The 13,451-nt window shown below is 57.1% G+C and carries 11 protein-coding genes; 1 reads left to right on the forward strand and 10 read right to left on the reverse strand.

Annotated features, from left to right (window positions below):
• Positions 1 to 2 precede the first annotated feature (2 nt).
• From H6650_13590 to H6650_13635, 10 genes are all read right to left on the reverse strand, one after another.
• Positions 3 to 2,264: an NHLP family bacteriocin export ABC transporter peptidase/permease/ATPase subunit gene (locus H6650_13590; GenBank protein ID MCB8953036.1), complete on the reverse strand. Its 2,262-nt coding sequence runs from the start codon at positions 2,262 to 2,264 to the stop codon at positions 3 to 5.
• An 11-nt stretch (positions 2,265 to 2,275) separates the two neighbouring features.
• Positions 2,276 to 2,899 carry a hypothetical protein gene (locus H6650_13595; GenBank protein ID MCB8953037.1) on the reverse strand — a complete coding sequence of 208 codons (624 nt, stop codon included), beginning with the start codon at positions 2,897 to 2,899 and terminating at the stop codon, positions 2,276 to 2,278.
• A gap of 277 nt (positions 2,900 to 3,176) precedes the next feature.
• Positions 3,177 to 4,298 (reverse strand): hypothetical protein, encoded by a 1,122-nt coding sequence (locus H6650_13600; GenBank protein ID MCB8953038.1) that lies wholly within the window; start codon positions 4,296 to 4,298, stop codon positions 3,177 to 3,179.
• A 66-nt stretch (positions 4,299 to 4,364) separates the two neighbouring features.
• A complete protein-coding gene (locus H6650_13605; GenBank protein ID MCB8953039.1) occupies positions 4,365 to 5,123 on the reverse strand; it encodes an SDR family oxidoreductase in 759 nt (252 codons plus the stop codon).
• A gap of 22 nt (positions 5,124 to 5,145) precedes the next feature.
• A complete protein-coding gene (locus tag H6650_13610) occupies positions 5,146 to 5,958 on the reverse strand; it encodes an alpha/beta hydrolase (protein ID MCB8953040.1) in 813 nt (270 codons plus the stop codon).
• The gene (locus H6650_13615; GenBank protein ID MCB8953041.1) at positions 5,955 to 6,866 is read right to left on the reverse strand and encodes a Rieske 2Fe-2S domain-containing protein; all 912 of its coding nucleotides are present in this window, start codon (positions 6,864 to 6,866) and stop codon (positions 5,955 to 5,957) included. Before H6650_13615 ends, H6650_13610 begins: the two co-directional genes overlap by 4 nt.
• Positions 6,867 to 6,881: 15 nt before the next feature.
• A complete protein-coding gene (locus H6650_13620; GenBank protein MCB8953042.1) occupies positions 6,882 to 7,637 on the reverse strand; it encodes a MinD/ParA family protein in 756 nt (251 codons plus the stop codon).
• Between the two features lie 218 nt (positions 7,638 to 7,855).
• On the reverse strand, positions 7,856 to 9,361 hold the full coding sequence (locus H6650_13625) for a Cache 3/Cache 2 fusion domain-containing protein (GenBank protein ID MCB8953043.1): 1,506 nt from the start codon (positions 9,359 to 9,361) through the stop codon (positions 7,856 to 7,858).
• Positions 9,362 to 9,443: 82 nt separating this feature from the next.
• Complete coding sequence (locus H6650_13630) at positions 9,444 to 11,153, reverse strand: cyclic nucleotide-binding domain-containing protein (protein MCB8953044.1); 1,710 nt, start codon at positions 11,151 to 11,153, stop codon at positions 9,444 to 9,446.
• Between the two features lie 377 nt (positions 11,154 to 11,530).
• A complete protein-coding gene (locus H6650_13635) occupies positions 11,531 to 11,707 on the reverse strand; it encodes a hypothetical protein (GenBank protein ID MCB8953045.1) in 177 nt (58 codons plus the stop codon).
• A 247-nt stretch (positions 11,708 to 11,954) separates the two neighbouring features.
• Between H6650_13635 and H6650_13640 the strand changes: the two genes are divergently transcribed.
• Positions 11,955 to 13,436, forward strand: coding sequence for an ATP-grasp domain-containing protein (locus H6650_13640; GenBank protein MCB8953046.1), 1,482 nt, complete (start codon positions 11,955 to 11,957; stop codon positions 13,434 to 13,436).
• The last annotated feature ends 15 nt before the right edge of the window (positions 13,437 to 13,451 follow it).

Consider the following 13,451-nt stretch of genomic DNA (forward strand, 5'->3'; position numbering starts at 1 on the left):
AATTACAGAAGGTCAAAGACCGTTTGTTTTGCTGATTGCAGGGATTCGTCTGTCTTGATCAGGCGTGAATAGGGGCCGTCCACGCGGATCATTTTGTCGTGCGTGCCGCGCTGCACAACTCTGCCGTTTTCCATGACGATGATTTCTTCGCAGTCGCGGATGGTGCTGAGGCGATGGGCGACGATAAGGCAAGTGCAGCCGCGGCGGCGGATGCTGTCGTCAATGGCTTTTTCGGTGACGGGGTCCAGGGCGCTGGTGGCTTCATCCATGATGAGGAGGGTGGGGTTGTTGGCGAGGGCACGGGCGATTTCCAGGCGTTGGCGCTGCCCCCCGCTGAAGTTTATGCCGCCTTCGGCCACGATGTCATCATAACCACCGGAACGCGCGGCGATGTCTTCGTGGATGGAGGCGTCTTTAGCGGCCTGGATGATGTTGATTTCGGGGATGGTTTGGTCCCACATGGCGATGTTTTGGCGGATGCTGCCTTCGAGGAGGTAGATGTCCTGGTCAACCATGGCCAGGGAGTTTTTGAGGAGGGAGCGGGGAATCTGGCCGCGCGACTGGTCGTCAAACAAGATTTCGCCTTCCCAGGGTTCGTAAATGCCGGCAACTAGCTTCGCAATGGTTGACTTGCCACTACCGGAACCGCCCACCAGCGCCACGCGGGAGCCAGGCTTGAGCGTCAGATTGAAGCCCTCGATCAGGGGCGGGTCGAGGCGGCTGTAACCAAAAGTGATGTCTTTAATCGTCAGGTAGCCACTGAGCTTCTGTTCACTGGCGTCCGTCCTCTCTTCCTCGGCGATCTCCATCGCTTCCATGGCCACGTCATAGCGCAGCACGTCGTCAATGCGTGCCATGTCCGCCCCCGTTTGTTGCAGGCGACCGCCCAGATTGACGATCCAGTTCACCGGCAGCAAGAAGGCCAGCACCAAACCCTGGAAGGCGACTAACTCGCCCACGGTTAACTGCCCGTTGATGACGCGCAGGCTGCCCACCGTGAGAATGGCGGCGGTGTTAATGGACAGGAGGGTGGGGGGGACGGCGGCGAGCAGTTCGGTGGCTACGCCTAGCTTTTGTTCGGCGTTGACGACTTTGGCCTGGTATCCGGCCCAACGGGCAAAGAAATCGGACTCGCTGCCGGTCGCCTTTAAGGTTTCGATCATTTGCAGGCCGTTGAAGGCGGTGGAGATGAACTTGCCTTGTTCGTTGAGCAATTGCTGGCTGGCGTCTACGCGCCGACGGGATACGTAGCGCAAGGAGGCGATATTCAGGATGGCGATGAAGATGCCGACGCCGGTGAGGACGACGTCGTACTGGATCATGACGACGAGGTAAAAGACGATGAGGGCGATGTTGATGGCGTTGGTTGCCAGTTCGCCGGAGAGGAGTTGGGCGATGCGGTCGTTGATGTAGACGCGCACGCTGACGTCGGCGGCGCGTCGCTGGTTGAAGAAGTCGATAGGCAGGCGCAAGACGTGCCAGAAGAAGTGGGCGGAGGTGGCGATGGAGAGTTTGGTTTCAAGGCGGAGGAGGTAGTTTTGTTGCAGCCAGGTAAATGCGGCGAGCATGAGGGTGGTGATACCCATGGCCAATAGCAGGGGGATAACCCAGTTTTTGAGGCCCTGTACCAGGACCTGGTCGATAAACACGCGGCTAAATGCCGGCACAACAAACCCCAAAAGCGTCAGGCACAAACTGGCGATAAACACATAAAGAACGGCGGAACCAGACCCCACCAGGCGCTGGCTCAGCCCCCTTAGCAGCGACGGCTTCTTGCCCCCTTTTTGAAAATTGGGGCCGGGGGTGATCACCAAAACAATCCCCGTAAACGACTCATCAAACTCCTCCATCGACACCACCCGTGGGCCTCTGGCCGGGTCGTTGAGGTAGACCTTGTCGCGTGCAAAACCTTCCACCACCACATAATGATTAAAATTCCAGAAAATGATCACCGGGCCAGGAGTCGCTTTTAGCTTTTCCAGAGAGCGTTTATACCCTTTTGCCGTGAACCCAAAACCGCGGGCTGCCGACAGGATATTGTTGGCGCGACTGCCATTGCGCGACACGCCGCAGGCAACCCGCGCTTCCTCCAGAGAGACAATACGTCCATAATAGGCCATCAGGATCGCCAGCGCCGCCGCGCCGCACTCCACGGCCTCCATTTGCAGAATCGTGGGCGTCTTGACCCGTTTGGGCAGCTTCTGCTCCGGCCGCCATCTTTTCAGCAAGTTACCGCGCCGCGAGGAATTGGTCTTATCTGCCATCTCGCTTCCTCCTAGTCGGAAAATAAGTCCCGAATATTCGAGAAAACCAATTCGATGGGATGGCGCTGATCAATCAGCACCAGACCGGTGCAAATCGTGCCTCTTTGCAGGGTAATGGGAGGACCAATCGTGGAAGTCCACTTGTAGCCGCTCACCGTTTCCGGGTCTTGCAGAAGGTGGATGCGCACTTCAATCAGGTTGCCACTGGAGGCCAGCGACTGTGCATAGGAATCGCTACCGAGCGTGGTCTGCATATCGCTCAAGGCGGATGGCCGGGCATTGACGGATAGCACGCTACCCCAGAGCAGGCCGTATTGTTCCTTACGCGCCGTTGCCGGAGAGATTTTGGCGATCATCTCCTGATGGATCCGTCGCCCATCTTCCAGGGAGAGATAGAGAACGGCTTCCAGGTGGTTGGGGTCTTCGGAACTGGTTACGAGGACGCCGCTGCCGGACACGGAGGATTGAACTGTGCCCAGGATGCTCCACACAATGGCGGAAAGCAGCAGAACGCCAAGCGCCGCCAGCGACAACCACCCTTTTGGCGAAGTGACTGTTAGAAGTTGGTTTAGCTGTTCGGGAGACTGAAGTTTTTCGAGCGCCTTCTTGCGGAAAAGGGGGTGTTCGGTTTCCAATTTGCCATCTCCTACAAATGACAGGTACGACGTACTTCCCCAGCGTGCCGGGCGACAAGGATGCCGTTTGCGCCGTTTGTAATGGCGTCGCACCTCTGGGGATGATAGGTGCAACGCACTATCCCTGCGTACCGCGCGACGAAAATGCTGTTTGCGAGTGCGTCGCCCCGCCCGGGGTCAAAGGTTGCATATGGTGGCCGGAGTCGCGGCTTTAGCCGGCTCATACCGCCATATGTGGGCCGGCTGAAGTCGCCACGCCCAAAACGCCGGTGTCCAGTTACATATTTTCTTTAGCCGCGATTTCTTCTAGTGTGAGTCGGGCGAGTGAAAGGAGCAGGCGCGCTTTTCCCTCAGATGTTTGCAACTCGGCAGCACGGTCTTGATCAAGCCGTTCCAGGTTCTCGGCAGCATCTTTTACGAGATGACCAAGTATGTGAAAGGCTTCTTCGGAAAGGGGGGGATCGCCACGATAGTTTTCCAGCCTTCCGCCTTCTCGATAATGGGGGAAGGATTCTAGCCCCATGAAGCGGAGGAACCAATCGGCGCGGTAGTGACCGTTGGCGGCGACGATGCCGCAATAGTCGGCGATCAATTCATCAAGCAGGTTGTTGCGCATGGAGCCAAACAGGCGGTAGGTAAAGTAGTGGGCGCATTCATGTTCCAGGCGCAGGGTGAGGGACGTTTGCCGCCAGGTTTCCACGCTCATGCCCATGTGTTGTGCCGGCACATTGCTGTACGGCCCTTGACTTAGCAGAATAAACGTGTCCTGATAAAGTGCCGGAAAGGGGAGGATGTTCTGGCGAAATTCCTCCGCCCAGTCGGGCAGGCTGGGATTGGCCGATTTTTCCCCCTGCCACCGGCGGCGCAGTTCCGTAATACGGTCCCAGTTGTTGTAGCCGCTGACAATACAGGCTCCCATGGATGCGGGGAGCGGTTCGGGTTCGTTGCGGCGCGTGAGAGCCTGCGCCAGCGACACAAAATCGGGGCGATTGGCCGCCACCAACACCGGGATCACGCCGGCGAGGGTGGGGTGTAGACGCAACTGGAGGCCATCGGCGTCGTCCAGTTCCAGGCCACTGGCCAGGACCAGTGTGTTTGTTGGCGTGCCGCGTCGGGTAGCCGCCTGGTATTCGGCGTGCTGACTCAGGCCCTGGCGAATGGGAAAATTGAGTTGTGGAAAACGCTTTTGCAGAACCGGCCACAGGCCGCTGTGTCGCGCCTCGGCTGCGTATCTTTCCCAGGCTTCCACGTGAGGTTCCGCGGGCAGGGGGAATCGTGGGGGCGCGGAGACGTGGTTATGCGTATATGGGTTGGCGTTGTAGTCCAGTAGTTCGCTGGCGACCGTCACGCTGGCGCCGTAGGCAAAAAGGACACGGGAGCGGGAGTCTAGGTGGTCCACGTTTTCCTGGCGTGCGGCGCGCTCGCAACTGGCGAAACAAGCGCGCCGCACGGTATGGTGATGTGTTTAGTGGTTGGTGAGGCCGCCATCTACAGACAGAATCTGCCCGCTGATGAAGTTGGAATCAGCGGAGCAGAGGAAGACCATGGGACCTACCAGGTCTTCCGCCTGCAAGGGGCGTTTGAGGGCTTGATGCCCGACGATGGAGTCGATGCGGATACGAGCGATTTTGCTCAAGTTGTCTATTTGCGGGATGACGGCGCCGGGGGCCATGGCGTTGACGGTGATGTTGTGTTCGCCCATTTCGCGCGCGAGGGAGCGCGTGAAGCCGATGACGCCGGATTTGGCGGAGATGTAGTGAACCATCCCCGGTAGGCCGACCCAGACGAGGTCGGTGGCGACGTTGATGATTTTGCCGCCGCCTTGTTTTTTCATTTGGGGCAGCACGGCTTTGCTGCACAGGTACATGCTGTCCAGATTGATGGTGATGACTTTACGCCAGGCGTCGTAGGTGATGTCGTCGAATTCGACGTGGGGATATGTGCCGGCATTATTCACCAACACATCAATCCGCCCGAAAGCATCAATCGCCACCTGGGCCATTTCGGCCGTATTTTCTTCCGAAGTCACGTCAACGCGGAGCGCGCGGGCACAAGGCTCATCTTTGTCGGCGTTCAGTTCCGCCTCTAGTTCCATTGCCGCGTCCAGGTCGATGTCCGCGATAAGCACTCGGGCGCCCTCGGCGACCATGCGCTGACAATAGCGCCGGCCGATCCCGTTGGCTCCCCCTGTCACAATAATCACTTTGTTTTCGAGTCGCATGATTCTCCTAAAAATACTCCAAAGTTTAGGCTTTGTGTTTTTGAAGGTGAGAAGCAATTTTCTCGCCTGAAAGAACCGGCTCTTCCAACATGCAGAGATGACCTGTCTGAGGCAGGAAAACTACCTCGGCGGTTGGTATGTCTCGCCGGATTAATTCCGCACTGTATTTGAATGCCGGCATTTCCTCATCCCCCACCATGATCAGTGTTGCCGCCGTAATCTGGCGCAAGTCTGCCGGCGTCTGTGGGTGCGCCGAAAAGCCGCGCATTACCGGGTCCCGCAATTCCGCCCATGTATGGCGATTGACCAGCGTTTGCAGTTGCCGCCACAACGCAGGACGGTGGGCGGCTCCCTTGAAGAGGTCTGGGGGAAAGCGCATCCACAATTCGGTCATGTGTGGGCCAAGCCCCTTTTGCCAGTAAAGCTCCAGCATTTCACGGTAGCGTATGCGGGCAAACGGGTCTTGTGGCCCCGCGCCCATGGTGGGCGCGCCCAAAATCAGGGATGCAAAGGCGTCGGGGAATTCAATAGCAACCTGGAGGGCAATCAAGGTGCCAAACGAGAGGGCAATGATGTGGCGCACACCGTGTTCTAGTGCCAGCCGCCCTATCGTCTGCCCCAGCATCGCCAGGGAAGGAAAGTTAGACAGGGGAACGGATGCGCCGTGTCCGGGCAGGTCCATTCCGATGTGATACCATGCCGGCAATTGCCGCCACAAATCGCCCCAAACGGTGGAGTCAATGGTGTACCCATGGATCCACAGTACTTTTTCGCCCGGTCCGGGCGCGACACGAGCCGCAAGGCCCTGTCCAAATTCGATCAGTTCTGGCTCACTCACGCCTCGACTCCTGCCTGATAATGCCGGCAGAATTCATGAAAAGCCAGAACAGCCGCATCCTGAGCCGTGAATTTAGACGTGAACGGCACAGCCAGATTTTCCCACATCACCCGATCATCTTCTATACCCTGACGACTGTAGGTCAAAATGTACTGGTAAAAACGCGGGTCTGGCTCCTTCCCATGCACGGCCACGGGCAACGCCAGTGACAAACGAACCACGGCATCCCCTTCCGGCGTTGCCGTGGCCCCGGTTATGACCGCATAGTTCGCGTCGCCGCTCAACTGAACCGTAATCAAACCCGGGCTGAAGGTCGTTGCCCGGTAGGGAACCTTTATCGTCTTTTCTTGCTGGCGATTTCCCACCCACATCGACGTAGGTATCTCGAACTCGCTCTCGACAATCAATGTACCCGTCTCCCCGGAGCGCACCGTAAACTGCGGGTCGTTGCGCACGCCGTGCACCGCGGGAAAATGGCGATTATCGAACCCATTCTCAATGACCATGGCGGGCGGTGTTTTTACCTGTGTCTCGAAGCCCGGAATAATCACATGATTCTCCGCCAACTGCGTCATAAAATCCGTCAATCCATTTTCAAACGCATCAGACAGGCGCACAAACACCAATCCCCCCACAACCAATGTCTCATATTGCTGCACCCCAAACCCGTGCCGGGAACTCTTGTTCAAACCCACCCGGTACGAATGGAAGGGACAAATAATGGCATTGCCATCCAGGCGTCCACCGTGCGCCAGATGCGCCCCTCGATGGGGACAATCGGCGCTGTAGGCGGTAATACCGTCAGCCTTCCTCACCAAAATCAACCGCGTTTTTCCAATGGTTGCCGACGTAATTTCCTTTGTCAGATCCTTCTCAAAAGCGACTAGATACCAGCCATGAGCATACATGGTACTCCCCTTTTTTTATGCTTGTACAAGACAACCGACCAATTCCCGAACACCCCGACTGAAAGCGTGTTGCGGGTCTTGCAGGCAAAAAACTTGCGAACTGGCGACATGCGCCACATCCAGAGAGAGTGGCAAAAGCGTGGCGACCGGCGCGTTGTATGCGTGCTCAACCTTCCGCTTCACGTCTTCGAAGTCGTAGTCCGGCGGCACTTTGTTCACGACCAGGAAAATATCCGGCACCTTCAGGCGGCGGGCTACGTCCACGGTCACGTGCGTTCCCTGAAAGTCCTGCTGATCCGGGCGCAGCACCACAACCAGAATGTCCGAAATGGCAATAGAGAGCAGGGTTTCTTCGTTCAAACCCGGATGCGTATCAATCAGCAGGTAATCCAGGTTGAGTGCGGCAATCAAGTCACGGAAACCATCGTTGAGCGCATTGGCGTCGTAGCGATCACGTAGAACCCGGGCGATGTCATTGGCCTTGATGCTGGATGGAACCAGGTAGAGCTGCCCATTTCCCGTCGCGCCCGGAAGGTCTACCGTGTAAGCCGCATCTTCAATAGCGCAATGCCCCCACAAATAATCATTCAAAGTGAACTTTACTTTATCTTCAGGCAGGTTGAAGATAACGTGGATGCCCGGCGATTGAATGTCGGTGTCAAAGACGCCCACGCGATAGCCCTGCTGAACGAGCATGGTGGCGGTGTTGGCCGTTACATTTGACTTACCGGTTCCCCCGCGAAATGAGTGCAAAGAAATAATGAGCGTCACAAGTGTGTCCTCCAATCAGATGTCTGGAGATTGGACCAATTTCACGCGCCCAATGGCCATTTTCACCAGAGAAAGTTGGTCCAATCTGGCTTAGCAGTTACTCAGATGTTTAGGACTGACGATGAAATAAAGTACGGAATTGCATCGTCAGTTTGCAGGAACGGTAAGGAAACAACTTTGTTGTCTTATTTATTTTCCGTTCCTTATGATACAAGGCGTCAGACAGCCGGAGCTTCTCCCAATGTGGGCGAAGAAGGCTTTCCTCTGGAGCGGCGCACGTAGTTGCGCATCCGTTCCGCGTTCAACTCAAGCTGCCTGAAATACTCGGTTTCCGTAATTTCCTGAACTTCTTTATGGCTGCGCTGCGCATCAATTTCGATGCGCAAATCGGCGACCGTTTTCTTCAATCGGCTCTCCCGTTCCCAAACCCTGTCGGCCATGTCGTTAAAGGCATTTGCCAGCTCCATCAACTCGTCGAAAGATTCGACCTTGATTTCTTCTGGCCGGCGTTCTTCGGCAATGGCGTAAACCCCTTGCATCAGCCTGGACAAGGGTTGGTGTAGACGGCGGGCGAGGAAGACGGCCACCGCCGCCGCCGCCGCTACAAGTACGACGGCGACGATCAGGGCGCGGGTGCGCATGGCCGTGGCCGGCGCGACAACCGCCGACTTGGGTACGGAGATGCCCAGGCTCCATCCAATTGAGGGGATGGGCGCATACACCAGGAGTTGCTGCGTGCCTGTTTCGTCGAGGAAGTACCCCTGGCCGGACTCCCTATCTATCATGTTTTGAATCAGTTCTTGAAATGCCGGCAAACCCACTGTCGCCAGATTAACCGTTTCTTGTGTCCCTTTGCTGGCGTCTACACCCTCATAAGCCGGGTGGGCAATAACGCCCCCCTCGCTGTCAATGATAAACCCATAGCCCGCGCCATCCAGCACGTTAATATCCAGGGCAATGTCTTTGAGCGCCTGAATCGTCACGTCATGGGACATGATCCCCTCGAACTCGCCATCGCTGCTGATAATGGGCGTGGACACCGTCACCATCCAACCCGCGCCGGCAAAATCAACGTATGGAGGCGTCCAGCGCGTTTCCAGATTGGGGTTGTTGGTCGGCTCCGCAACCGTATAGAAGATTACCTCTCTGGGGTCCCAACCGTCAGGGTAGTGATCGTTACTGGCCCACGGGTACAGTCGCATCATGCCTTCCGGGGTAGTCATGTAAATCCACTGCGTTTGGGGGCTGATCGCCTTGATGCTGGCAAAAGTGGCGTCCATGTCCTCCGTCAAGGCGATGTCCTGCAAGACCTTTGTTGTCGGTGCGGTGTCATTGTTCCAATAAACATTTGAGAGGCCATTGCCAAGAGTGGTCTCGCCGCCAACGCTGTTGTAGTACATGTCCAGCCCGAAAATGTTGCGCGAGTCGGTCTGGTAACGCGCCAGTTTTTGAGACATTTCCTCCGGCGTTATCTCTCGTTCCATGTCATAGGCGGATTCGCGGGCGGCAATCGCGGTCGCGTTCCAAACCTCCTGAAGACGCAGGTTGATCTCTTCGGCTTTAGACTGCGCCAGCATGTAGAGATTGGTCTCCATCTGGTTCGTCAACGCCATCGTACTCTGGTTAATGAAAATCACGGAGATGAAAATGATTGGGATGATCGAGACAAACAAGAGAGCCAACAAGATGGCCCTGGCAAATGATCCTCTTGCCCAGACTGTCATGATTCCTTCCTCCTGTATGCGTGGGGGCCTGGAAGATCGCGTGGGTTTGGTCCGAGCAACGAGCGCTGCCCTTCCGTGACGACTAAACCAGGATAAGCTGATTGTCTACGTCAATAGCGACGGCTTCTTGTTTCATTTCCGCTTTCAGTCTGGTCGCAAATTTGATGACTTCGTCCAGATGTTTTTCCAGCGCTTTTTGGGAAACAAAGGTTTTGACGATAGTGACTTGTTCGATGACCAGTTCCTGCTCTTCGCTTTGCCACACACCCTCTGCTTCGCTGCGGGTGGCCCCGCCGAAAAGCGTGCCTAAGAAGCTCAATGTTGCCTGCACCTGTGATTCGTTGCTGATGGATTGGTTAACGTCCATCGTGGAGGGCACGAATATGCCAATGCTATGGTCCAGCGAGAGGCGGCGGTAGGTTTCAACAAATGAGCGCGCCAGCGGACCGTCGATGGCGGCTTCCACGACGGGTTGGCCTATTTGATGGGCCAGATTGGCGCTTTCAGGGTCGTAGGGGAGTACCAATTGGAAGGCGGGATCGGGGCTGTGCCCGTTCGGCGAGAATTGGTTGAGAGCCAGGATGCGTTTCTGCGTTGGCCGAGAGTAGGGTTGGATGGTGTTCCAACGTGCTTTGACGTCGTCTACGTGGGTTTCCTGGCGCGTGACGGTGATGAGTCTTTCTGCGTGGCCACGCAGACGCAGGAGAATTTCTTCGTCATTGCTACTGCCGGTATCGCAGATGACGTAATCATACCGGCCGAGCAAGTCCGTGAGGAAAATGTCTAATTGCACTTGAGGGGGGTAGGTTGCCTTGGCGGTTTTGATGAGGACGTGGATGCCGCTGGGATGTTCCAGAACGGTGTTTTGGTCGGGGAGCGCCGTGGAGAGGGCGTGCGCGTCCATGCCCAGCATTCGGAGGATGTCTTGACCACTGCTGCCGGCATTCCACAAAACAACACGCGACCGATGACCATTCCCGCCACCGCCATTCTGCCCTCCCAACAAGGCCAGATTGACCGCCAGCGTGGTCGCGCCCACTTGCCTGTCCGTACCTTCGATGACCCATAAACGCCCGGTTCCGTGGACACGCTGGCTCTGGCATTGATAAAGCTGGTCGCTGAGAAGGCGGTTCACGGATTGGCTCAGGCGTGCACTGTTGTTCAAAAAAGCGACAAACTCATCCGCCGGCCAGAGCAGCAGTTCCGTATCCGTCACCGCCGTCAGGGTGTCCAGCGATGGCTGCCCACTCAACATTTCCCCCAGGCCGAACCATTCCGCCCGGCGCACATAATCGACAACGCGGCTGTGCTTGCCCTTTTGCAGGCGGGACTTCTTCAACAACCCCATGCGCGGCAAGCCGACATAGGAGAACCGATCGCCCTGCCACATAAAGACTTCGTTGGGAATCAGGCGGCGGGTGGTGCTCCTTGCCAGTAGATTTTCGCGTTCGTCTGGGCTGAGGGAGGAGGTCAGAGGCACTTCGGCCAGAAACGTATCCGGTTTTTCTTCCAGGATGGACATGATGCTGGAGGGCATCCCGCGTAGTCGCCCCTGCAATCTGCTAAAACGCACGGAGAAGGTGCGTTTTTCATCCTGTAGCTGCTCTACCAACTGCGCCCGATTTACCATGCGGGTTAAAGTAGACTCAACCTCATTTATTGGTAGTTTTGTCGCCAGGGCGATTTCCGCGGCCGTTAGCCCTGGACGTCGATTGAGGCAGCGCAAAATGTATTGCTCGGCGTCGGGCATATCAAGCATGTCAAGGGGAGACAAAGAGGAAGAGGAAGCCATAAGCAAACTCCGACGAAGGTACGGTAGTTGGCAGGAATACGGAATATCTGGTTGAGGCAGGAAGATTGTGGGAGATTATATCAGATGCCTATCAGTAGACAAAAAGCTAACTATGGCAGTTTTTAGACGAATAGCTTTTGTTAATTGTTCTTATCATAAGCTACTGTGCCGAAGAAGTACTGCCGGCATTTGTCGGGCACTACTCATCTGGTATAATTTCGTGACTTCAAAACAAGTTTGCATTCTTCCCAGTCACCACCAGCGGCGTTCGCCGGATAGATTGTGATGGCTGGCTCTCAAGTTCACGTGAGCGCATGGCAACAGCCTGCGCGTGCGCTTGATCTTTTTCGCGGCGGGGATGTGATGGTCTGGGGTCGTCATATAAGTAGTTCGCTGACATCCAGCAGCGGTCCCGCACAAACCATCATGCCGGAACGCGCGGCAAATGGGGGGCGCTGCCACGCTATTTCTAACCCTGTTGCCTGAGACCAGGCGACGGGCTGGACTTCGTTTTGGTCATGGGTACGCAGTGGTCGCTCAGGACGTGCCGGCATTTTCCCTCACCAGTTCGCTCCACCAATCAGACGCCAGTAAACGGGGCGGTCGGTGCCACATCTCTATCAACCATCCTGCTTCCGTTCCCCGCAACCCCACCGCCAGACGACAAAATTCGCAGCGTTAACAGGTACATCGCAAAGGGCGCATCCAAAAATCAGTCGCGGAATCGTTGGATACGCTTGAACTGGCCTGCTAACCTGCAAAACGACAGGTTGTTTTTGGATGGACACAAAGGACAGGCGAATGTTCAAGAAAATCCTCATTGTAAATCGGGGTGAGATTGGCGTGCGCGTCGTGCGCACCTGCCGTGAAATGGGTATCAAAACGGTGGCTGTGTACGAAGCCGCCGACGTGGGATCGCTGCACGTCCGTCTGGCGGACGAGTGCGTGCGCCTGGACTCGCCGCGGGGGTTTGCGGATGAGGCGGCGATTCTGGCGATTGCCCGGGACATGGGCGTCGATGCGGTCCATCCCGGATATGGTTTTCTGGCGGAAAAACCGGACGTGGCCCGTGCTTGCGCAGATGCCGGCATCACCTATATCGGCCCCCCCCCGGAACTGATTGCCCTCCTCCGCAACAAGATCGACACCCTGGACCAGGCGCGCGCCGCCGGTTTCCAGACCATTACCTACTCCTCCGTCTCCTTTGGCCCCGACGAATTCGACGCGCTGCAAGCGGAAGCGGGGCGCATCGGATACCCCCTGGTTGTCAAATCCTGCCGCGGCGGACGCGGACGTGGCTCCCGCCTCGTGCGCCGCCCGGACAATCTGGCGCAAACCGTGCGCCGCGCCCGCGCCGAAGCGCAAACCCACTATGGCCATGAGCGCATGTATCTGGAAAAAGCGGTGATGGCCGCGCACCAGGTGGGCGTGCAGATTTTGGGGGACAACGACGGGAACCTGGTTCACCTGGGTGAGCGCGAAGGTTCGCTCATCTACAGCAACCAGAAGGTGGTGGAAGAAGCGCCCGCGCCCTGCCTCTCGCCGACGCAGCGGGAACAACTCTGGGAGACGGCGTTGGCCCTGGCGCGTCTGTTTGGGTTGAAAAATGCCGGCACAATCGAATTCCTCATCGACGGCGACGGCAAACAATACTTCGCCGAAATCAAACCCCGCCTCCAGCGCGAACACATCCTCACCGAAATGATCACCGGCGTAGACCTCGTGCGCGAGCAAATACGCCTCGCCGCCGCGCAGCCCCTGCAACTCACCCAATCACAGATCACCCAATCCGGTTGGGCCATTGCCTGCCGCATCAGCGCCGAAGACCCGTGGAACAACTTCCTCCCCAGCCCTGGCCCCGTTCTCCAATTCCGCGCCCCTGACGGACCCGGCGTCCGCACCGACACCTACCTTTATAGTGGCTGCGAAATCCCCGCCACCTACGATCCACTCATCGCCAAGCTGGCCGTATGGGGCGAAGACCGCCGGCAAAGCCTTGCCCGGATGCGCCGCGCCCTCGAAGAATTTATTCTGGTTGGCCCGCCTACCAACATCCCCTACCTGCAGCGCCTCCTGCGGTCAGCCGATTTTGATGCCGGCCAATACAACACGGAATTTCTCACCCACCCCTTCCACGAAAACCCCCTCCCCCGCGAACATTACCGCGACCTCGCCGTTGCTGCCGCCCTGCTCCACCTCCGCCGCACCAACCTCCTCACCCCCCAGCAGCCGCCAAAAACACGCTCCGCCTGGCACCACGATAGTCGGCGACTGCCGGGCTAGGTGTTCCTCCCAACC

The sequence above is a fragment of the Ardenticatenales bacterium genome (assembly GCA_020634515.1).
GTDB lineage: Bacteria > Chloroflexota > Anaerolineae > Promineifilales > Promineifilaceae > JAGVTM01.

Bases quoted from the DNA above. Each gene is read 5' to 3' on its own strand.
- H6650_13590 (MCB8953036.1), bottom strand. From the start codon at position 2,264: ATGGCAGATAAGACCAATTCCTCGCGGCGCGGTAACTTGCTGAAAAGA.
- H6650_13615 (MCB8953041.1), bottom strand. From the start codon at position 6,866: ATGTATGCTCATGGCTGGTATCTAGTCGCTTTTGAGAAGGATCTGACA.
- H6650_13625 (MCB8953043.1), bottom strand. From the start codon at position 9,361: ATGACAGTCTGGGCAAGAGGATCATTTGCCAGGGCCATCTTGTTGGCT.
- H6650_13630 (MCB8953044.1), bottom strand. From the start codon at position 11,153: ATGGCTTCCTCTTCCTCTTTGTCTCCCCTTGACATGCTTGATATGCCC.
- H6650_13635 (MCB8953045.1), bottom strand. From the start codon at position 11,707: ATGCCGGCACGTCCTGAGCGACCACTGCGTACCCATGACCAAAACGAA.
- H6650_13640 (MCB8953046.1), top strand. From the start codon at position 11,955: ATGTTCAAGAAAATCCTCATTGTAAATCGGGGTGAGATTGGCGTGCGC.